The following is a 19,177-nucleotide window of genomic DNA, read 5'->3' as shown; positions in this document are numbered from 1 at the left end:
CACAAGCACACGTGTCTTCCCGCCCGCGTGACTCGTCGAGGACTTCCTACCCACAGATCCGGACATACGCGGAGTCATCGAGTTCGGCCGGCGCCGGTGCTCGGCCCTGGGTTCGTGGTGACCGCGTGTTCGATGCGGTGCGCAAGGGTGCGCAAGTGGGTAACCAGCTCCGGTGGCTCGTGTACCTGGAAGTCGACGCCGAGCCCGAGCAGCCGGTGCGCCAACCATTCGGGCGAGTCGTCCCGAACGGTATCGATCCGGCAGGAGTGCGCATCGATCGCGCCGATCTCACCGGGGTCGTCGCCCAGCCGCCCCGCGATCTGCTCGGCAGGGGCATCGATGGTCAGTCGCAGTCGGAATGTTGGTGTGTCCCAGTCGGTCCGTTGGCCTGCGACATAGGCGGCGGCGTCGGCGGCAGGCAGGGCACGCGGGGTGAAGCGGGCGGCGGTGGGCTGTGGCCGGTCGATCCGGTCGACGCGGTAGACCCGCCAGTTGTCGCGGTCGATGTCGTAGCCGACCAGGTACCAGCGCCGCCGGACGGGCACCAGGCCCACCGGCTCGGCGTTGCGCCTGCTTTCGGCGCCGGACTCGTCGTGGTAGGCGAAGCGCACCCGCTCGCGGTTGGTTACGGTCGTGGCGAGCGTGGCGAGCACTTCTGGGTCCACGGCGGGCCCGTCGGCGGTCGGCGTGCTCAGTGCGGTGCCGAATACCCGCACCTTGCGCCGCAACTTCGCAGGTAGCACCTGCTCCAGCTTGGCAAGTGCCCGCACCGACGCTTCTTCGATCCCGGCCACGGCGATCCCGGCCGCGGCGCGTAGCCCGACCGCGATGGCGACCGCCTCGTCGTCCTCGACCAGCAGCGGCGGCAGGGCCGACCCGGCAACCAGCCGGTAGCCGCCCGTCGCGCCCATCGTCGCCGTGACCGGATACCCGAGCTCGCGCAGCCGGTCGATGTCGCGGCGCACTGTGCGATCGGTGACGCCGAGGCGTTCGGCAAGCTCGCTGCCCGGCCATTCGCGCGGAGTCTGCAGCAGCGACAGCAGCCGCAGCAGACGAGCGGGGGTGTCGTTCACGATTTCGAGGATGCCAGATAAGTAGGACACAAACAGTCCTAGATACTCCCTACCGTGGTTCTGGATCGCAGGACTTACCAGCAAGGAGCCCCAACGATGACCAGCAAGTCCACCGACGTTCGCCCGTTCCGCATCCAGATCCCGCAAGCCGATCTGGACGACCTGCGCGACCGGCTCGCACGCACCCGCTGGTCGGCGCAGTTGCCCGGCGCGGGCTGGGATCGCGGCATCCCGGTCGGCTACCTGAAGGAGCTGGCCGAGTACTGGCGGACCGAATTCGATTGGCGTGCACAGGAAGCGGCGCTCAACGAGTTTCCTCAGTTCATGACGCGGATCGACGGTCTCGACGTGCATTTCCTGCACGTGCGCTCGCCGGAGCCGGACGCGACGCCGCTGATCCTGACCCACGGCTGGCCGAATTCGTTCGTCGAATTCACCAAGACCATCGGCCTGCTGGCCGATCCGCGGGCGCACGGACTCGACCCCGCGCAGGCGTTCCACGTGGTGGTGCCGTCCGTCCCCGGGTTCGGCTTCTCCGAGGGCCCGCACGAACCCGGCATGACACCGCACAAAGTGGCGGAGATGTGGTTGGAACTGATGGACCGGCTCGGGTACCGGCGTTTCGGCGCGCAGGGCGGGGACCTCGGCGCGTACGTCGCACCGGAACTGGCCATCGCCGCGCCGGACCGCGTGATCGGCGTGCACCTCGACGGCGGCGTCGGGATGCCGACCGAGGCCGACGTACCCACCATGACGCCGGACGAACGCGCCGAGTGGGACCTCATGCAGAAGTGGATGACCGGTGTGAACCACCACGTGCTGCTGCACGCCGCACCGCAGACTTTCGCGCACGCCTGGACCGACTCGCCGGTGGGTCTGCTCGCCTGGCTGATGCACAAGTTCACCGAGTTCACCCCACTGGCCGACCGCGCCGAGGACGCGATAGACCGCGACCACCTGTTGACCAATATCAGCCTGTATTGGTTCGCCAACACCGCAGCCTCATCGTCCTGGCCGATGTACAACGGTCTCGGTGACGGCGGTTTCGTGTGGCCGAAGGGGCAGAAGCTGGTCCCTACCGGCACCTACGGCGGTGGCTCCGCGCTGATGCGCCGACTGGCCGAGCGGGACAACACCATCGTGCACTGGCCGGAGGGCAACACCGGCAATCACTTCGTCGCGATGGAACTTCCGGACGCGCACGTTGCCGACATCCGCGCGTTCTTCGCCGATCTTCGGTGAGCACGCGTGAGCGAGGCCGCCCGCGATGATCCCGGAGTGTGCCGAGTCGTCGTCAGCGAGCGGGTTCTGCCTGCGCCTCCGCGCCCGCGGGCACACTCGGTGCGGCTTCCGGTGCGAGGGCGGGTCCGACCTCGGTGCCGTTGCGACCCGGTGTGATCAAACCCGGTGTGGGAGGCGGCGGCGCCGCGGGGACGCCGACCGGCTTGTCCGGCACCACGAAAAGGCCCACCGTCGGCGTCATCACGCAGTGCGCGAACGGGTAGTCGATGATGCCCCACATCGAGGCGATGACCGTGCCCGGACCGCTGATGACCGTCTTGGACAGCGACGGCTGGTGGTACTCGGTCAGGTCGTTGAGCGGGGTGATGCCGCTGGCGCCGGTGTTCACGTTCACCCACGCGACGACGAGGCCCGAGGCCAGCGGCGCGCCGGAGTGCGAGGGGGTGGCGCTGAACCGCAGTGTGCCCGCCGCAACATTCAGGTCCGGGCTGGTGCCCGGCCCGTCGGTGGTCGCGGCGGCGATGATCGTGGTGATGGGGCCGTTGCTGCCGCAGCCGAACGTGGGCGCGGCGTAGGCGAACGGTGTGAACACGCTCGAGACGTGGCGCAGCTCCGCGACGTCGACCAGAGCGGTGTAACGCGAGAGCGCGTCGACGCCCGCCTGCGTGGCTGGGTCGGGTCGGGCCCTCTCGGTGAGGCGGCCGAGGCTCGAGTCCAGCGGTGACCGGGTTTCGTCGGCGAAGGCCGTGCCGGAGAAGGTCAGAACGGCGCCGATGCCGAGAGCTGTCGCGGCCGTGATGGCACGTGCGATGGTTCTGCCGTTCACTCGTTCTCCTCGATACCGAACCTTTCGGGGTCATCGACCCATGACCAGCAACGTACCAGCTCACCGGTTCTGTCGCCCGAGGGTGACGGGCGTCGGTAGCTGACGGCAGAACCCGGTCCACCACGGGAGCGAATACGCGGGACCTCTCGATGCGATCCAGTCGCCGAGGTGGGATTACCGAGGGGTAGTTTGGAGCAGGAAGTACGAGACACGCTGGGAGATGCGTATGAAACTATCCTTGTCCCCCGAAGACGTCGCCTTCCGCGACGAACTGCGTAATTTCTATCGGACCGAGATCCCGGCCGACATCCGCGAGCGCGTCCGGAACGGCCATGAGCTGTCCCGCGACGACGTCGTCACCGCGAACAAGATCCTCAACGACCACGGCCTCGCGGTGCCGAACTGGCCCGTCGAGTGGGGTGGCAAGGACTGGACGCCGATGCAGCGGCACATCTGGCAGGACGAGATGCAGCTCGCCTCGGTGCCAGAGCCGCTGACGTTCAACGCGCAGATGGTCGGCCCGGTGATCGCCCAGTTCGGCTCGCAGGAGTTGAAAGAGCGATTCCTCCCGGCCACCGCCGCGTTGGACATCTGGTGGTGCCAGGGCTTCTCCGAGCCTGACGCCGGCTCCGACCTGGCCGCACTGCGCACCACCGCGGTCCGCGACGGCGACTCCTACATCGTCAACGGTCAGAAGATCTGGACCACGCTGGCCCAGTACGCGGACTGGATCTTCTGCCTGGTCCGCACCGACCCGAACGCGCCGAAGAAGCAGGCGGGCATCTCGTTCCTGCTGTTCGACGTGAAGTCGCCCGGTGTCACCATCCGCCCGATCAAGCTGATCGACGGCGGGTACGAGGTGAACGAGGTCTTCTTCGAAAATGTCCGGGTGCCCGCCGATCAGCTGGTCGGCGAGGAGAACATGGGCTGGACGTACGCCAAGTTCCTGCTCGGCAACGAGCGCACCGGTATCACCGGCGTCGGCCGCACCAAGGTCAAGATCGGCGTCGCGAAACAGTACGCGGCGCAGACCAGGTCGGGCAGCGGCACGCTGCTGGAGGATCCGGTGTTCGCGGCGCGGGTCGCCGAGCTGGAGAACGAGCTGCTCGCGCTGGAGCTCACCCAGCTGCGTGTGGTCTCCAACTCCTCGGACGGCAAGCCGAATCCGGCCTCGTCGGTACTCAAGCTGCGCGGCTCCGAGCTGCAGCAGGCGGCCACCGAGCTGCTGGTCGACATCGCTGGACCGGATGCGATTCCGGTGGACGCGGACGACATCGCCTCGCCGGCCTGGGCGCAGCGTAGCGGCCCCGCTTACCTGAACTACCGCAAGACAACCATCTACGGAGGCTCCAGCGAGGTGCAGCGCACCATCATCGCCTCCACGATCCTCGGATTGTGAGGCGACACCATGGATTTCGATCTCACCGATGAGCAGGTCATGCTCCGCGACACGGTTCGTGACCTGCTCGCGCGCAACTACGACGCCGAATCGCGGCTGAAGATCACCGATTCCGAGCTCGGCTGGAGCCGCGACGTATGGCGTCAGCTCGCCGATCTCGGCGTGCTCGGGCTGAGCTTCAGCGAAGAGGACGGCGGTGTCGGCGCTGGTCCGGTGGAAACGATGGTCGTGCTGGAAGAGGTCGGCCGCAGGCTCGCGCCGGAGCCGATCCTGGACGCGGTGCTCGTGCCGGGCGGGCTCGTCGCCACGGCAGGCAGCGCTGAACAGCGTCAGCGGATCCTGCCGGAGGTCGCCGCGGGCGCGAAGCTGCTCGCCTTCGCGCACGCCGAGCCCGGTGTGCGCTGGCCGTCCACCGAGCCGGCGACCACCGCTGCGGCGGCCGTGCCTTCGGTGTCGTCCGCGGGGCCCTCTGTGGTTACGCAGGCTGCCGCCTCCGGGCCCGTCGCTACCGCTGTGTTCGATGCGGCGTCCGCGGGGCCCTCTGGGGTTACGCAGGCCGCCGCCTCCGGGCCCGTCGCTACCGCTGTGTTCGATGCGGCGTCCGCGGGGCCCTCTGTGGTTACGCAGGCTGCCGCCTCCGGGCCCGTCGCTACCGCCGGGGGGGATTCCTACACGCTGACCGGCGTCAAGAACCCGGTCCCGCACGGCGACAGTGCCGACGAGCTCGTGGTCAGCGCCGCGCTGCCGGATGGCGGGGTCGGGCTGTTCTTGGTCGCGCCGAACGCCACCGGTGTGGTCCGTAAGCCCTACCGCACGGTGGACGGTCAGCGCGGTGCGCAGCTGGAACTGGACAACGCGCCCGCCGAGCGTCTCGGCGCCGCGGACGCCGCGGAGGCGATCGCGTCGGTGCTCGGGCACGCACAGGCCGGCCTGTGCGCGGAATCGGTCGGCGCTATGGCGGAGGCGCTCCGGCTGACCACCGAATACCTCAAGCAGCGCAAGCAGTTCGGTGTCACGCTGTCGAAGTTCCAGACGCTCACCCAGCGGGCGGCCAACATGTACGTTTCGCTGGAGCTGGCGCGCAGCATGAGCCTGTACGCCACGGCGTCGCTGGTGGACGGAGCCTACGACCCGGTGATCGCGTCCCGTGCGCGCTTGCAGGTCAGCCGCGCCGCGCGGCACATCGGGCAGGAAGCGATTCAGATGCACGGTGGTATCGGCGTCACCGCCGAATACCCGGTCGGCCACTACGTGGCCCGGTTGACTGCGATCGAGCGCACCCTGGGTGGCGGGCTCGAGCATCTGCGAGTGCTCAGCGCTCGGGTCGGCGACTACGAACTGGCTGAACTGTAGGGCCGATGCGGTGGTGCGCGCGCCGCGCGCCACCGCGGGTCACTCGTTCGCGGTCGGCTCACTCGGCGTCATGACGGGCGGCTCGACCGCGGCCGGTCGTGTGCTCATCGGCGGCCTCGCGTCCTCGGGTGCCACGCCTTCGTGCAGAATCCGCGGCGAGGACTCGGCAGAGGTGGTGCTGCTGCTGAAGCCGGAGAACGGCGTGGCAGGGCGTTGCTGGTACGGCGCGATCTTCCAGGTCGGCGAGGGCGGGATGATCACCTTGGGCGTCGTCGGGCCGGTGGTGCCCTCGTGGGCAGCGGGCTCGACGTACTCACCCGCCTTCAGCGGCGGCGGCGGGACATAGGTGTCATGCCTGCCTACGCCGCACGCGCCGATGAGAACGAGTCCGATGGAAACTGCTCCCGCGGCGATCGCCGGACCGGCGATCTTGGCCCTGCTGTTCTCCATCGGTAACAACTCCTCGTGGGTATCGAGTGGCCTTACCTTACTCGAGGCCGGTCGGCCAGGCGAGGTAAGTGGTCGCTGGAAGGCGCCGTATGGCGCTTTAAAACAGTTCTAATTCAGATATCGAATTGGTCTCGTCGGCGTGTCGCGGGCACGTGTCGCTGTCATCCGACGTGCCGGAGTCGTAGCGTGTGTGAGCAAAGTTACGCGTGAGACGCCTGTTTCAGGATGAGAGACACGTTGTGTGAGAACGTGAAAGCGGTTCTCTGACCGGCGTCATCGAGGAGTAGATGATGGGAGCTTACTCGACAACATCGCGGCGCAGGTCGTCCCGCGCCGCGGAGGATGCGGTGTTGGCAACTGCGCAGCATCTGGAGTCGAACCAGCCGGCGCGTGCGCTGTCCACGACTGTGTCGCGGACCCTTGCCTGGTTGATCTTTGTCGGCGGAATCGTCGGGGCGGTCCTCGGCATCGCCGGCCTGCACGTCGAAATCACCGTTGCCGGTCTCATTCTCGCGTGCACCGCGGGGCTGGTCCTGCTCAAACTCCGCACGGGTGGCAGCGAAGCCGACTGAAACGACCGGTCGGTCGCGCGTGGGCACGCATGCCGTTCCCGGAAAACTCGCGCACGCAATACATTTAGGCACCTACCGTTGTCCGAACGGGGTGTAGTGCGTTGTTTTCGGTGCTCGGTCTCCTCCGCGGGAAAGCCTGTGGCGGCGGGTCTTCCCGCACGACGCTGGGACCGGCGATGTCCCGCGCGACGCGGCGAATGCCGCATCGCTGTGTAGCCGGTGGGGGTTGGTGCCGGCGGTGGCCAGCAGTGCCTTGATCTGGTTGATCACGGCGGTGCGGGCCTTGACCGCGGAGCGGCGGGTGGTGAGTAGGGCCCGCGGGGCCGTGGTGTTCGCTCACGGCTTCGCCTCGATGGCGCTCGGCTCCGTCGTGCGCTATTGCGCACTGTGCGCTCGGTTCACTCGCTGAAGCTTGCTCACGGGTCGGTCTCGATCTAAACGGGGCGGAAGCCTTCGCTTGCGCGGCTTATCGCAGTCCGCATCGAGGAGTGCCGCGTACCGGAATCCGAACCGGCCGCGGCTGTCACCGCACCCATGCATGCACCGAGGTGCGTGGAGATGATCGGCCATCTCGTCCGATCGGGGAAGCGTTCCTCGAGCGCGAGCAGAAGCGCCGCGTGCACGGACTGCAGCCGAATCATGAGCGATCCGGGCAATCCTCGTGCGCTGCCGACGAACTGGCGACGCAGATCCGCGAGCTCGTCACCGTTCGCGGCGGTGACATCGAAAGCGTCTACGAGTGCGTACATGGCGGCTTGCGTGGCATCCCAGGCGGTTGTCTCGGGGTCGAGCCGGGACAAGATGTCGAGCGCGACCTGAATGTGCCCCTCGATGTGGTGGAACAGAACGTCTTCCTTGGACGGAAAGTGCAGGAAGAATGTCCGGCGCGACACCCCGGCAGCCGCGGCGATATCCGAAACCGAAGTCGCGACGAAGCCCTGCCGCAGGAACAGAGTTGTCGCGGCTCGGACGATCGCCTCCCGTGTCGCCCGCCTCTTCTGTTCGCGGAGTCCGGTCGCTGCGGTCACAACTCGTAGCCTAATACCAGAGGGAATTAAGTGCACTAGTGTATAACTGCACTAGTGCACTTAAGCTTGTGTCGGTGTCGGCGTGGCAATCCCGAGTCGGCATCGCCTCCCGTGCGGCGACAGCGGAAGACCGTTGAACCGCAGTTCACGCGTGTGGCTGTACGCGACAACGAGAGTGAGGTAGGAAGATGGCGAACCTGGAGGGACGAACCGTCCTGATAACGGGAGCTGGGCGAGGGATCGGCCGGGCAGAAGCGCTGTACTGTGCGGCCGTCGGGGCAAACGTCGTGGTGAATGATCCCGGCGTGCAGACCGACGGTTCCGGTGGCGATAGCGGAATCGCGTCCACGGTGGTCGATGAGATCCGGGCACTCGGCGGACGGGCGGTGGCAGACACCGGAAGTGTCACCGATTGGAACGACGCCCGGATAATGGTCGAGCGTGCCGTCGTCGAATTCGGCGACCTCCATGCGGTGGTGAACAATGCCACCATCGAGGTCAATAAAGGGCTAGAGCGGTTGACCGAAGGTGAATTCGACGATGTGGTCGCCGTGAAGTTGAAGGGAACGTTCGCGGTCAGCCGGTGGGCGGCGGCGTTCTGGCGGCGGCGATTCGACGAGGGTGTGCGAACGGACCGGGCAATCGTCAATACCGCCTCGGGTTCCGGCCTGCTGAATCCACTTCCACTGCAAACCAATTACGCCGCGGCCAATGCCGGAATCGCGGCGATGACCACCGTGCACGCCCTGGAGCTGCGGCGACTGGGCGTGCGAGTGAACTGCGTCAGCCCGTCGATGGTCCGTACCCGCTTGACAGAGCAGGTGCCAGGCATGGATCGAACCCTTCCGCCCGACCGCCTGGACCCGAAGGATCCGATCACCGTGGCTCCGCTGGTTGCCTACCTCCTCGACGAGGCATGTCCGTTGACCGGACAGGTGCTCTCGGTGCGCGGCGGTTCGATCGCGGTGAATCACGGATGGGCGCGTGGCGGTCAGATCGACAAGGACGACGAACTGTGGACCGTGCCGGAACTGGCGCAGAGTTTCACGACGCTGACGGTGGAGGATCCGTTCGATCGACTTGCTACGGCGCTCGGCGGTGCGCTTGGCGTCCAAGGTCGGGACCAGCTGGAAGCGCTGATCGACGGCGAGCTCGACAAGCTCTGATCCGGCCGGACGAGGCGTCCGACCCAGGACCTGCGGTAGCACCCGTGGGTGGGTCGCTGCATCCGGATGCGACGCCTGGTCCCGGTTTCTGATGGGCCGGAGACGTGCTGGCGCGTCGCCAACAGCCGCGATGATGCTCCGATAGATGTCAAGCGGCTGGAACCTGGTCGCATTTATCGAGCAGGCTTTCGATGATGTACCCGGCGACATCTCACCGGTGCGGCACGCGTCAGTGCAGCGGCGCCGAGCGCCACCACCGCAACAACTCGTCGACCGTGGTGGAGCTGAAGCCGTCGGTGTACATCAGGAACTGGGTCCGATCCGGGTCCCCGGTGAACGCGGTGACCATCTTGGCGCCGTCGTCCACGTATTTGTAGTTGGTGTAGGACTTTCCGGCGTTGCTGTCCGTCGACTTGGTGGCCTGCGAGGGCAGGCCCTTCAGCACGTTCTGCACGTCGGCGGGTGTCTTGTAGGCGTAAATGCGGTAGTACGGGTCCTCGTTGTTGCCACCCTTGAAGCAGCGCCACTGCGCGGCCCAGTCGCCGAAGTTCGGTTCGCCCTTGGACGGCGACGGCGGCGAGCTCGGCGAGGCCAGCCAGCACTCGGCGCCGTTGTATCCGACTTCTTCGGTCTTGGACGGGGGCACCATCCTGGGGAACTCCGCGCTGATCGACTCCGCGGTCGCGCCGACGATGTTCGGCTGCACTGCCGAGGTGGTGGTGCTGCCGCCGTTGCTGGAGCTCGAGTTGGTGACCACGCCGATGATGCCGAGTACCACCAAGATCAGCACGATGACGCCCACCGAGACGCCGACGACCAAACCGGTGTTCTTGCGCGGCGGTCCGGCCGCCAGATGCGTGGGCACGCCGCGCGGTGGAGCGGGTGGCGCGGTGAACGCGGAGAACCCGGAATGCTGGGCATAGGGGTTGGTGGGCGTCGGCTGTGGCGCGGGGCCGGTGCGCGGCGACTGGTTCACCGGCGCGGGCGGCGGCATCGGCGACGATATCGATGCGGAGAGCTGATTCGGTCCGCCGGCTTGTGGGCCGGGGCCGTGCGCCACCGGGAAAGGCGTGCCGGTGACCGGGATATGCGGTCCGCTGATCGGTCGCGCGGTCGTCGGGCGCGGTCCACCGGTGACCGGCTGAGGCGGTCCGGTGATCGGGCGGGGACCACCCACCACCGGCATCGACGGCACACTCGGAGTGGTCAGCGCCTGCTTGGCGGCCGCGGCGAACTCCGCGCAGCTGGCGTACCTGTCGTCGGGACGCTTGGCCATCGCCCTGGCCAGCACGCCGTCCAGCGCGTACGACAGGCCGGCGCGGACGCTGCTCAGCGCGGGCGGAGCGCCTTGCAGATGCCCCTGGATCACCGCGGCGGGGTTCGTCGCCTTGAACGGGCCGGTGCCGGTGAGCAGCCAGAACAGCGAGCAGGCCAGCGAGTACTGGTCGGACCGGTGGTCGAGCGCGGCGCCGGTGAGCTGTTCGGGCGATGCGTAGGCGAGGGTCGCGGTGAAGGTGCCGGTCTGGGTGAGATGCCCGGTGTCGTCGCGCAGCCGCGCGATGCCGAAGTCCGTGAGATACACCCGCTCACCGCGGCCCGCGCCGGAACGGGCCAGCAGGATGTTCGCGGGCTTCACGTCGCGGTGCAGCACGCCGCTGCCGTGCGCATAGTCCAGCGCGTCCGCGGTCTCCTTGATGATCTGCACCGCACGTTCGGGCGGCAGCGACTTCGCCTCCACCGAGGCGGCGTCGATGCCATCGATGTACTGCATCGAGATCCACAGCTGCTCGTCCTCGAGCCCGCGGTCGTAGACCGTGACGATGTTCGGGTGATCGAGCTGGGCGACCAGATCCGCCTCCCGTTCGAATCGCGCCCGCACCTCCTTATCGAAGAACATCTCCCGGTTCAGCAGCTTCAGCGCTGTCATCCGCGGCAGCCGCGGATGTTTCGCCAGGTATACCGAACCCATGCCACCGCGACCCAGTTGCCGCTCGATGACATAGCCGGCGAAAACGTCACCGCTGGCCAGCATGACTGCTCCACTTCCCGCCGCCCGCCGGGACCCACCGGCGAACAGGCGTACAGCATAAGAACGCGCGATCCGGGACGGGCCCGACCACGGAAAACATCGAAACCATAGCAGCTATCGCGCAGCTCCCGTTCGGTCACGGACTTCGTCCGGCTGCGCCCATTAGGCTGACCGCTATGCGCATTGGAGCACATGTCCGGCTCGACAGCGATCCGATCGGCTTCGGTGAAAAACTGGGCGCCGACGTCATCCAGCTGTTCGTCGTCGATCCCCGGGGCTGGGACAAACCCACCCCGCATCCGCGCACCGAAGAGATCCTCGCTAGCCCGATCGACGTGGTGGTGCACTCCTCCTACCAGATCAACGTGGCAAGTCTGAACAACCGGCTGCGCATGCCCTCGCGCAACGCGGTCGCGCAGCAGGCGAAGGCGGCCGCGGAGCTCGGCGCGTTCGGCCTCGTGGTGCACGGCGGGCACGTGCGCTCCGACGCCGAGCTGGAGACCGGAATCGACAACTGGCGCAAGCTGTTCGAACGCCAGCAGGACAAGGGCGGCTTCGCGGTCCCGATCCTGATCGAGAACACCGCGGGCGGCAGCCACGCCATGGCGCGGCACTTCGATTCCATCGCCCGGCTGTGGGACGCCGTCGGAGACTACGGCGCCGGTTTCTGCCTCGACACCTGCCACGCCTGGGCGGGCGGTGAGGAACTGGTCGGCGTCGTCGACCGAATCAAGGCGATCACCGGGCGGATCGACCTGGTGCACCTGAACTCCTCGCGCGACGCGTTCAACTCCGGTGCCGACCAGCACGCCAATTTCGCCGACGGCACCATCGACCCGCAGCTGCTCGCCGAGGTGTGCAGGACGGCGGACGCCCCGGTGATTCTGGAGACCCCCGCCGAAGGCGTCGCGGACGATCTGGCCTACCTGCGTGAACACGTGGGCTGATCTGTGTTTGTTTTGCAGCGCTTGCGGCGCCGCGTGTTCGAGGGTCGACAACGTCCGGCTCGGCGGCGACCTGGCCCCGACCAACCTCGACGTGATCGATCGCGCCCTGCTGGAGCACAAGGTCATCTTCTTCCGCGGGCAGGACCACCTCACCGAGGACGTGCTGTACGAGTTCGCCCAACTGCTTGGCACGCCGACCACCCCGCATCCCAGGGGGCGCTTCGCGTAGTGGAAAGGAGTCCGTTTGTGGTCGGGTTCGTACTTCGCCGGGTCGGTCGGCGGCGGCCCATTGTCGATCCTGCGCCAGTACATCGAACAACAGAACCGCCCTACCGTGTGACAAGTTACGTCGACTGCGCAGCTGACGCGCTTCCTCCCTCGCCGTGAACGGCGGAGTATCCGCGCTACGTTTACTTGGTGATCATGAGTATTCGGCCGCTGGACGGGGTGCGCGTCCTGGAACTCGGCAACTACATCGCCGCGCCGACCGCAGGGCGGATCCTCGGTGACTTCGGCGCCGAGGTGATCAAGGTGGAACGGCCGAAAGTCGGTGACGAGCTGCGCAACTGGCGACTCTACGGCGGCGACACCTCGATGCTCTATCGGACCGTCAACCGCAACAAGAAGTCCATCACGCTGGATCTGCGCAGCAAGGCGGGGCGCGGCATCGTGCTCGATCTGATCCGGCGGTGTGACGTGCTGCTGGAGAACTTCCGGCCCGGCATGCTGGAGAAGTGGGGTCTGGGGCCGGAGGTGCTGAACGAGGCGAATCCGGACCTCGTGATCACCAGAATCTCGGCCTATGGGCAGACCGGGCCGCTGTCCGCGCGTCCCGGGTTCGCCGCCGTGGCCGAAGCGGTCGGCGGCCTGCGTGAGCTGGTCGGCGACCCGGATCGTCCTCCGGTGCGCACCGGGGTCTCGATCGGTGATTCGATCGCGGGCATCTATGCCGCCTTCGGCACCGTGATGATGCTGTTCCAGCGCGAACGCCGAACCGCGCAAGACGCGCCGATACCCCTGTCTGAGCGGGTTGTCGACGTGGCGCTCAACGAGGCGATCCTGTCCGTGATGGAATCGCTGGTGCCGGACTACCTCGCCTACGGCATCCAGCGTGAACGCGTCGGCGGCCGGATGGAGGGCATCGCGCCGAGTAACGCCTACCCGTGCGGCGACGGAGCCAGCATCATCATCGGCGGCAACGGCGATGCCATTTTCCAGCGCTATATGGCGGTCATCGAGCGCCCGGACCTGGCCGCCGACCCGGAGCTCCAAGACAACGCGGGCCGCTGGCGTCACCGCGAGCGACTCGACGCGGCGATCGGCGAGTGGACGATCCGGCACACCCGCGCCGAGGCGCTGAAGCTGCTGGAGGCCGCGGCCATTCCGTGCGGCCCTATCTATACCGCCGCCGACATCGTGGCCGACGAGCAGTACCGGGCGCGCAACATGATCCAGCCGTTCGCGGTGGATGTCGGTGCGCCGGAACCGAAGATGGTCGGCTTCCCCGGCATCGTCCCGGTGATCGGTGAACAGTCCTTGCCCATCCGCAATGTCGGGCCCGATCTGGGAGAGCACACCCGAGAGGTGCTCTCCGAGTTGCTCGGCATGAGCGAGGCCGAGATCGACGAGCTGGAGGCGTGATGAGACATAATCGCGCAGCGCTCATCGGCGCCGACCGGGTGCGGGTGTCCCGCAAGATACTGGAGGCGTGATGAGACATAATCGCGCAGCGCTCATCGGCGCCGACCGGGTGCGGGTGTCCCGCAAGATACTGGAGGCGTGATGAGACATAATCGCGCAGCGCTCATCGGCGCCGACCGGGTGCGGGTGTCCCGCAAGATACCGGAGTCGCCATGAGCACGCAGCCACAAGATCGCAGGCGACCCCAGGGGCGCGGAGCACGAGAACTGCGTTCGCCGGGCAGCAGCAGGCCCGCGGTGCAGCCGAATCCGACCGGGGCGGGCGAGAAGCCGTGGGGCGGCGTGATGTGTGGACGCCGCCAGGCGGGAGGACCGCGATGACCGCGCCGGTTCTACGCGACGTGACGCTGCGCGACGGGTTGCAGCTCACCGGCAAACTGCTGCCGGTCGAGCGGAAGGTGGAGGTGGTGCGCCGCCTGCTCGCGCTCGGGGTGCCCGCGTTGGAGATCGGCTCCATGGCGCGGCCGGACCTGGTCGCGCCGATGGCGAACACGATGGAGCTCGTCGCCGAGTTGACTCCCGAAGAGCTGCAACGCTGTTGGGTGTGGGTGGCCACGCCGAGACACGTCGAGAAGGCGGCGGCGGCGGGGATGCGCAACTTCCAGTACTGCTTCTCGGTGTCGGACGCGCACAACAGGGCGAACATCGGGCGTGACACCGAGGACAGTGTCGCCGTGCTGCCGGACGCGGTGCGGCTGGCCAGGGCGGTGGACGGGTCGATTCAGCTGTGTCTGGCAACGGCTTTCACTTGTCCGTTCGACGGGCCGGTCGATCCGGAGCGGGTGCTTGCCATCGCCCGCGACCCGCGCACCGAGGGCACGGAAGATATCGTCATCGCCGACACGCTCGGACAGGCGTATCCGGGACAGGTCGCGGCGCTTGTCACGGCGGTGCGGGAGCGAACCCCGCAGCGGCGCATCGTCTTCCACGGCCACGACACCTGGGGGATGGGCGTGGCCAACACCCTGGCCGCCGTCGCGGCGGGCGCGGACATGGTCGACGGGGCGCTCGGCGGCCTCGGCGGTTGCCCGTTCGCCCCGGGCGCGAGCGGCAACACTTCTTCCGAGGACATCCTCTTCGCGACGCGGCCGGAGTGGTTCGACCCCGCGGCGCTGGCCGCGCTGGTCGCGCTGTCGGAGGAACTGCTCGTCGAACTCGGCGAACCCAACCGTTCCCGTGCCGCCGAGGGCGCACGATCGAAGGCGTCGGCCTTCGAGTGGGTCGTCGAGCGAGCCCGCACCTAACCTGATCGGTCGCCCCCCCCACACACACAACCACATCGGCCCCTGCTTCCGAGCGGAGCGAGACCAAGCATGGCGGCGAACAATAGCGCGGCAGGCGCCGCACTACAAACACAGCCCGAAACATCAATAGATGGCGAACCCCGATGCCGGGATCACAACCTGCGTAACCACATCGGCCAGACTCCCGTTTCCGAGCGAAGCGAGACCGAGCATTCCCTGTTCGCGGCCCAGCTCGCGTCCGAGCGGCCGACGCGTCCGCGACGAAGTCGCCAGCGTCGGTCGCTCGGACGCGAGCCACAAGGGGGCCGCGAACCCGCCGCGCCCGCGCGGCCAACAAACATGGCACATGGGCGCGAACCCGGTAAGACTGGACGGCATGACTTCGCAAGCCATGCCTGCCGACACCGCCGAGAAAGTGGCTCAGCCCGATGTCGCGGCCCGTGCTATCGAACTGACCAAGGTCTACGGTTCGGGAGATACCCAGGTCAGGGCATTGGATGGAGTATCGGCCGAGTTCGCGAAGGGGGAGTTCACCGCGATCATGGGCCCGTCCGGATCGGGTAAGTCGACCCTGATGCACTGCTTGGCCGGGCTCGACAGCGCCAGCTCCGGGACCGTGCGTATCGGGGACACCGACCTCACCACCTTGTCCGACAAGCAGATGACGTTCCTGCGCAGGGACCGGATCGGGTTCGTTTTCCAGGCGTTCAACCTGGTCCCGACGCTCACGGCGCTGGAGAACATCACGCTGCCGCTGGACATCGCGGGGCGCAAGCCGGACCAGGACTGGCTGGACACCGTCCTGACACGGCTCGGGCTGACCGATCGGCTCACCCACCGTCCCAGTGAACTGTCCGGCGGACAGCAGCAGCGGGTGGCGTGCGCGCGGGCACTCGCGGGCAAGCCGGAAATCATCTTCGGCGACGAGCCGACCGGCAACCTGGACTCGCGTGCCTCGGAGGAGGTGCTGACAATCCTCCGCGCCGCGGTGGACGAGTTCGGGCAGACGGTGGTCATCGTCACGCACGAGCCGCACGCGGCCGGGTTCGCCGACCGGGTGGTCTTCCTCGCCGACGGACGCATCGTGGACGAGATGCGCGATCCGACCGCGGACACCGTACTCGACCGGATGAAGTCGCTGGAGCAGGCGTGATAGTGATGGCCGGTAGTCCGATGCGCAAGGTGGCGCTGCGCAATCTCGCCGCACACAAAGTCCGCCTGGCCCTGACCCTGCTGTCGGTGGTGCTCGGCACCGCCTTCATCGCCGGCTCGTTCGTGTTCACCGACACGCTGCAGCGCACCTTCGACGGGATCTTCGCGAACCAGGCCAAGGGTGTCGATGTCCGAGTGGGCCCGAAAGAGCGCCAGGCGCAAGGCATTCCGAACAATGTGGTGGACGAGCTCGCGAAGTACCCCGGCGTCCGCACGGTAGCGCCCAGTGTGAACGGACCGGTGGTGCTGCTCGATCCCGCGGGCAAGAAAGCGGTGCAGACCGGCGGAGCGCCCAGCATCGGCCAGTCGTACCTGCCGCCGGAGAAGGCGGTCGCGGAGCCGGACAAGTTCGTGCAGGGCGTCCCGCCCGCCCGGCCCGGTGAGATCGCGCTGAACACCGGTGGGGCCGAGCGGGCCGGGCTGAAAATCGGTGATCGGACCAAGATCCTGATCCCGTCGCTACCCGACCCCATCGAGGTGACCCTGACCGGCATCTACGAAGTCCCTTCGGACACCGGCGGTTTCATCGCCGTACTGTTCGACGACGCGCAGGCGCGCAAATTGTTCACCGACGGCATGCACGTCGCCTATGTGGATCTGGCGGCGTCCGGGATACCTGGCGACGAGCTGCGCGACAATCTGGCCGAGGCGCTGCCGAACTACAAGGTGCAGAACGGCGAACAGGTCCGCGCGGACCTGAAAAAGGAAGTCTCCAACGCGCTCAACTTCATCAACTACTTCCTGCTCGCGTTCGGCGCGATCGCGCTGATCGTCGGCACGTTCATCATCTACAACACCTTCTCGATGATCGTCGCGCAGCGATTGCGTGAGCTGGCGCTATTGCGCGCGGTCGGTGCGAGCCGTCAGCAGGTCGGCTGGTCGGTGGTGGCCGAGGCATTCGTCATCGGGCTGATCGGCAGTGCGATCGGTCTCGCGGGTGGCGTCGGATTGGCGTTCGGATTGTCGGCGCTGCTGAACGCGTTCGACCTCGGTCTGCCGACCGGGTCGATGGCGGTGCTGCCGCGCACCATTCTGGTCGGCCTGCTCGTCGGTCTCGCGGTGACGATGGTCAGTGCCTACGCGCCCGCGCGCCGGGCGTCGAGGATTCCGCCCGTGGAGGCCATGCGCGAGGAGTTCGCATCCGCCGGTGAATCGCTGCGGCTGCGTACCGCGATCGGTGCGGTGCTGGCCGTGCTCGGTGTCGGATTCGTCGTGGTGGGTGCGCGATCGGCCGGGGGAACCGCGGCCGCGACCGTCGGGGTCGGCGCGCTCGGCCTGATCTTCGCCGTGTTGCTCGCCGCACCCGCGCTGTCGCGGCCGGTGGTGTCCGTGCTCGGTGCGCTGGTGCGACCCTTCGGGTCGATCGGCCGGATGGCGCGTAACAACGCGACGCGCAACCCCCGCCGCACCGCCGCGACGGCTTTCGCGCTCACCCTCGGGCTGATGCTGGTGTCGGCGATCGGCATGCTCGGCGCGTCGGCGAAGGCCAGCGTCGGCGTTCTGGTGGACAAGGGTGTGCGGGCCGATTACGTGCTGGCGGGTCCGCAGCTGCTCGGGGTGCCGTTCGGCGCCGCCGACGCGGTCCGCACGTCGGTGCCTGGTGTGGCCGACGTGGTCGGGGTCCGCGGCGTCGGGTTCAAGATCGATGACGAACAGGTCATAGGCACCTCGGCGGACGGACCGCTGGACCGGGTGCTGAGCTACGACATCGTGCGCGGCAGCAACACCGTCGGTGGCCACGACGTGCTGGTCTCGGAGGACGAGGCCGACGATCGTGGTTGGCAGGTCGGCCGGCAAGTTACCGTGACCGGTTTCGACGGCAAGAAGATTCCGCTGACGGTGGTCGGCGTGTACAAGAAGACACCGTTGCTCGGCCCGATGGTGGTGTCGAAGAGTCTCTTCGAGGAACTGGTGCCGCTCAACTTCCGGACCAACTACCTGGTGCTGATCAAGGCGAAGCCGGGCGCGAACCTCACCGAGATGCGCACCGACCTGGAGAAGGCGACCGAGCAGTACGTCGTGGTGCAGGTGCAGGACCGCGAAGAGTTCAAGGGCGCGCAGGGTCGGCAGATCAACACGCTACTGGCCATCCTCTACGGGCTGCTCGCTCTGGCGGTGGTGATCGCGATCCTCGGCATCGTGAACACGCTCGCGCTGTCGGTGGTGGAGCGGCGACGCGAGATCGGCATGTTGCGCGCCGTCGGCATGCAGCGCGCCCAGGTGCGCAGGACGATCTATCTGGAATCGATGCTGATCGCGGTATTCGGCGCCGTCGTCGGCATGGCGCTTGGGCTCGGGCTGGGCGTGGGATTCCTGCGGACGCTGCGCGATCTCGGACTCGACCAGATCGCCATCCCGTGGACGCAGCTGGTGCTCGTCCTGATCAGCTCGGCAGTCGTCGGGGTACTCGCCGCGCTCTGGCCCGCGGTGCGCGCTGCGCGTACACCCCCACTCGCGGCCATTGCCGATCTCTGAAAACCCGTGCGGCGCAATTCACCATCCCGATCAGCTGATCGTCTTCTCAGCACTCAGCGAATTTCCGTCAGCGTCGACTTCTTCGTAGTCGATGCTGAACTCGAGACCAGTGCTTCTGCAGTGCTCGGCAAGATCCCGGAGCCTACCAACCGCCACCTCGGGCACGCCATCGATATGTCCTTCGAGAAGAAAGTATGTGGGCGTACCCAATCCCCCTGCATCATGACACAAGAGTTCGAATCCGTCGGTCTCGTAGTACACCTGGAACCCGCGGCGCGGCCTCATCTGCAAATCGTCGATCGACAGCCATGACCTCAGCATCTGCTCCACGATTTCCGGGCTATCCGTATAGAAAGTTCCGTGGTACGAGGTAATTGCCATGGATCTCCTTTGTTCGATGCGATCGACGTGGCGTGACCAGAAAATCACTCCAACCGAACGAACACCCGCTCGTCGGCATT

General features: G+C 67.2%; 18 protein-coding genes and 2 pseudogenes. 13 read left to right on the top strand and 7 right to left on the bottom strand.

Translation table 11 applies throughout. The features are described from left to right. Positions 1–74: 74 nt before the first annotated feature. Positions 75–1,073: a helix-turn-helix transcriptional regulator gene (locus OHB12_RS18745; RefSeq protein ID WP_327121233.1), complete on the bottom strand. Its 999-nt coding sequence runs from the start codon at positions 1,071–1,073 to the stop codon at positions 75–77. A gap of 96 nt (positions 1,074–1,169) precedes the next feature. On the opposite strand from OHB12_RS18745, the gene OHB12_RS18740 reads away from it, so the two are divergent. Continuing rightward, the gene (locus OHB12_RS18740; RefSeq protein ID WP_327109898.1) at positions 1,170–2,315 is read left to right on the top strand and encodes an epoxide hydrolase family protein; all 1,146 of its coding nucleotides are present in this window, start codon (positions 1,170–1,172) and stop codon (positions 2,313–2,315) included. A 52-nt stretch (positions 2,316–2,367) separates the two neighbouring features. Here OHB12_RS18740 and OHB12_RS18735 read toward each other — a convergent pair whose 3' ends face one another. After that, the gene (locus OHB12_RS18735; RefSeq protein ID WP_327109897.1) at positions 2,368–3,141 is read right to left on the bottom strand and encodes a hypothetical protein; all 774 of its coding nucleotides are present in this window, start codon (positions 3,139–3,141) and stop codon (positions 2,368–2,370) included. Positions 3,142–3,367: 226 nt separating this feature from the next. Between OHB12_RS18735 and OHB12_RS18730 the strand changes: the two genes are divergently transcribed. After that, positions 3,368–4,540 carry an acyl-CoA dehydrogenase family protein gene (locus tag OHB12_RS18730; protein ID WP_327109896.1) on the top strand — a complete coding sequence of 391 codons (1,173 nt, stop codon included), beginning with the start codon at positions 3,368–3,370 and terminating at the stop codon, positions 4,538–4,540. Positions 4,541–4,549: 9 nt separating this feature from the next. Further along, the gene (locus OHB12_RS18725; protein ID WP_327109895.1) at positions 4,550–5,893 is read left to right on the top strand and encodes an acyl-CoA dehydrogenase family protein; all 1,344 of its coding nucleotides are present in this window, start codon (positions 4,550–4,552) and stop codon (positions 5,891–5,893) included. Positions 5,894–5,932: 39 nt separating this feature from the next. Here the strand turns inward: OHB12_RS18725 and OHB12_RS18720 are convergent, their stop codons facing one another. Beyond that, positions 5,933–6,343 carry a hypothetical protein gene (locus OHB12_RS18720; protein WP_327109894.1) on the bottom strand — a complete coding sequence of 137 codons (411 nt, stop codon included), beginning with the start codon at positions 6,341–6,343 and terminating at the stop codon, positions 5,933–5,935. Between the two features lie 350 nt (positions 6,344–6,693). Between OHB12_RS18720 and OHB12_RS18715 the strand changes: the two genes are divergently transcribed. Further along, complete coding sequence (locus OHB12_RS18715) at positions 6,694–6,915, top strand: hypothetical protein (protein WP_327109893.1); 222 nt, start codon at positions 6,694–6,696, stop codon at positions 6,913–6,915. A 72-nt stretch (positions 6,916–6,987) separates the two neighbouring features. Here OHB12_RS18715 and OHB12_RS18710 read toward each other — a convergent pair whose 3' ends face one another. Next, the gene (locus tag OHB12_RS18710) at positions 6,988–7,185 is read right to left on the bottom strand and encodes a transposase (protein WP_442799813.1); all 198 of its coding nucleotides are present in this window, start codon (positions 7,183–7,185) and stop codon (positions 6,988–6,990) included. Here OHB12_RS18710 and OHB12_RS18705 point away from each other — a divergent pair. Continuing rightward, positions 7,154–7,324, top strand: coding sequence for a hypothetical protein (locus tag OHB12_RS18705; RefSeq protein WP_327121799.1), 171 nt, complete (start codon positions 7,154–7,156; stop codon positions 7,322–7,324). The genes OHB12_RS18710 and OHB12_RS18705 overlap by 32 nt on opposite strands. A 25-nt stretch (positions 7,325–7,349) precedes the next feature. Here the strand turns inward: OHB12_RS18705 and OHB12_RS18700 are convergent, their stop codons facing one another. Then, on the bottom strand, positions 7,350–7,943 hold the full coding sequence (locus OHB12_RS18700; RefSeq protein WP_327109892.1) for a TetR/AcrR family transcriptional regulator: 594 nt from the start codon (positions 7,941–7,943) through the stop codon (positions 7,350–7,352). Positions 7,944–8,131: 188 nt separating this feature from the next. Between OHB12_RS18700 and OHB12_RS18695 the strand changes: the two genes are divergently transcribed. After that, positions 8,132–9,109, top strand: a complete 978-nt coding sequence (locus OHB12_RS18695) for an SDR family NAD(P)-dependent oxidoreductase (protein WP_327109891.1) — start codon at positions 8,132–8,134, stop codon at positions 9,107–9,109. 229 nt (positions 9,110–9,338) lie between these two features. Here the strand turns inward: OHB12_RS18695 and OHB12_RS18690 are convergent, their stop codons facing one another. Next, a complete protein-coding gene (locus OHB12_RS18690; protein ID WP_327109890.1) occupies positions 9,339–11,141 on the bottom strand; it encodes a serine/threonine-protein kinase in 1,803 nt (600 codons plus the stop codon). A gap of 173 nt (positions 11,142–11,314) precedes the next feature. Between OHB12_RS18690 and OHB12_RS18685 the strand changes: the two genes are divergently transcribed. From OHB12_RS18685 to OHB12_RS18655, 7 genes and pseudogenes are all read left to right on the top strand, one after another. Further along, on the top strand, positions 11,315–12,085 hold the full coding sequence (locus OHB12_RS18685) for a deoxyribonuclease IV (protein ID WP_327109889.1): 771 nt from the start codon (positions 11,315–11,317) through the stop codon (positions 12,083–12,085). Continuing rightward, a pseudogene (locus tag OHB12_RS18680) lies at positions 12,069–12,296 on the top strand (hypothetical protein); the annotation flags it as partial. The gene OHB12_RS18685 and the pseudogene OHB12_RS18680, both read left to right, overlap by 17 nt. A gap of 18 nt (positions 12,297–12,314) precedes the next feature. Further along, positions 12,315–12,425: pseudogene (locus OHB12_RS18675) on the top strand (transposase); the annotation flags it as partial. Between the two features lie 83 nt (positions 12,426–12,508). After that, the gene (locus OHB12_RS18670) at positions 12,509–13,726 is read left to right on the top strand and encodes a CaiB/BaiF CoA transferase family protein (RefSeq protein WP_327109888.1); all 1,218 of its coding nucleotides are present in this window, start codon (positions 12,509–12,511) and stop codon (positions 13,724–13,726) included. Positions 13,727–14,102: 376 nt separating this feature from the next. Then, positions 14,103–15,029: a hydroxymethylglutaryl-CoA lyase gene (locus tag OHB12_RS18665; RefSeq protein WP_327109887.1), complete on the top strand. Its 927-nt coding sequence runs from the start codon at positions 14,103–14,105 to the stop codon at positions 15,027–15,029. 376 nt (positions 15,030–15,405) lie between these two features. Beyond that, positions 15,406–16,182 (top strand): ABC transporter ATP-binding protein, encoded by a 777-nt coding sequence (locus tag OHB12_RS18660; RefSeq protein WP_327109886.1) that lies wholly within the window; start codon positions 15,406–15,408, stop codon positions 16,180–16,182. A gap of 5 nt (positions 16,183–16,187) precedes the next feature. After that, positions 16,188–18,716 carry an ABC transporter permease gene (locus tag OHB12_RS18655; protein WP_327109885.1) on the top strand — a complete coding sequence of 843 codons (2,529 nt, stop codon included), beginning with the start codon at positions 16,188–16,190 and terminating at the stop codon, positions 18,714–18,716. A gap of 30 nt (positions 18,717–18,746) precedes the next feature. Here the strand turns inward: OHB12_RS18655 and OHB12_RS18650 are convergent, their stop codons facing one another. Further along, positions 18,747–19,097, bottom strand: coding sequence for a hypothetical protein (locus tag OHB12_RS18650; RefSeq protein WP_327109884.1), 351 nt, complete (start codon positions 19,095–19,097; stop codon positions 18,747–18,749). Positions 19,098–19,177 lie beyond the last annotated feature (80 nt).

This window comes from Nocardia sp. NBC_01730 (genome assembly GCF_035920445.1).
Taxonomy (GTDB): domain Bacteria; phylum Actinomycetota; class Actinomycetes; order Mycobacteriales; family Mycobacteriaceae; genus Nocardia.
Note: the sequence above shows the minus strand (reverse complement) of the source record. Positions and strands in the feature narration are given on the sequence as shown.

Excerpts from the sequence above, each read along its gene's own strand:
- OHB12_RS18740 (WP_327109898.1), top strand. The coding sequence starts at position 1,170 with ATGACCAGCAAGTCCACCGACGTTCGCCCGTTCCGCATCCAGATCCCG.
- OHB12_RS18730 (WP_327109896.1), top strand. The coding sequence starts at position 3,368 with ATGAAACTATCCTTGTCCCCCGAAGACGTCGCCTTCCGCGACGAACTG.
- OHB12_RS18725 (WP_327109895.1), top strand. The coding sequence starts at position 4,550 with ATGGATTTCGATCTCACCGATGAGCAGGTCATGCTCCGCGACACGGTT.
- OHB12_RS18720 (WP_327109894.1), bottom strand. The coding sequence starts at position 6,343 with ATGGAGAACAGCAGGGCCAAGATCGCCGGTCCGGCGATCGCCGCGGGA.
- OHB12_RS18695 (WP_327109891.1), top strand. The coding sequence starts at position 8,132 with ATGGCGAACCTGGAGGGACGAACCGTCCTGATAACGGGAGCTGGGCGA.
- OHB12_RS18690 (WP_327109890.1), bottom strand. The coding sequence starts at position 11,141 with ATGCTGGCCAGCGGTGACGTTTTCGCCGGCTATGTCATCGAGCGGCAA.
- OHB12_RS18685 (WP_327109889.1), top strand. The coding sequence starts at position 11,315 with ATGCGCATTGGAGCACATGTCCGGCTCGACAGCGATCCGATCGGCTTC.
- OHB12_RS18670 (WP_327109888.1), top strand. The coding sequence starts at position 12,509 with ATGAGTATTCGGCCGCTGGACGGGGTGCGCGTCCTGGAACTCGGCAAC.
- OHB12_RS18665 (WP_327109887.1), top strand. The coding sequence starts at position 14,103 with ATGACCGCGCCGGTTCTACGCGACGTGACGCTGCGCGACGGGTTGCAG.
- OHB12_RS18660 (WP_327109886.1), top strand. The coding sequence starts at position 15,406 with ATGACTTCGCAAGCCATGCCTGCCGACACCGCCGAGAAAGTGGCTCAG.
- OHB12_RS18655 (WP_327109885.1), top strand. The coding sequence starts at position 16,188 with ATGGCCGGTAGTCCGATGCGCAAGGTGGCGCTGCGCAATCTCGCCGCA.
- OHB12_RS18650 (WP_327109884.1), bottom strand. The coding sequence starts at position 19,097 with ATGGCAATTACCTCGTACCACGGAACTTTCTATACGGATAGCCCGGAA.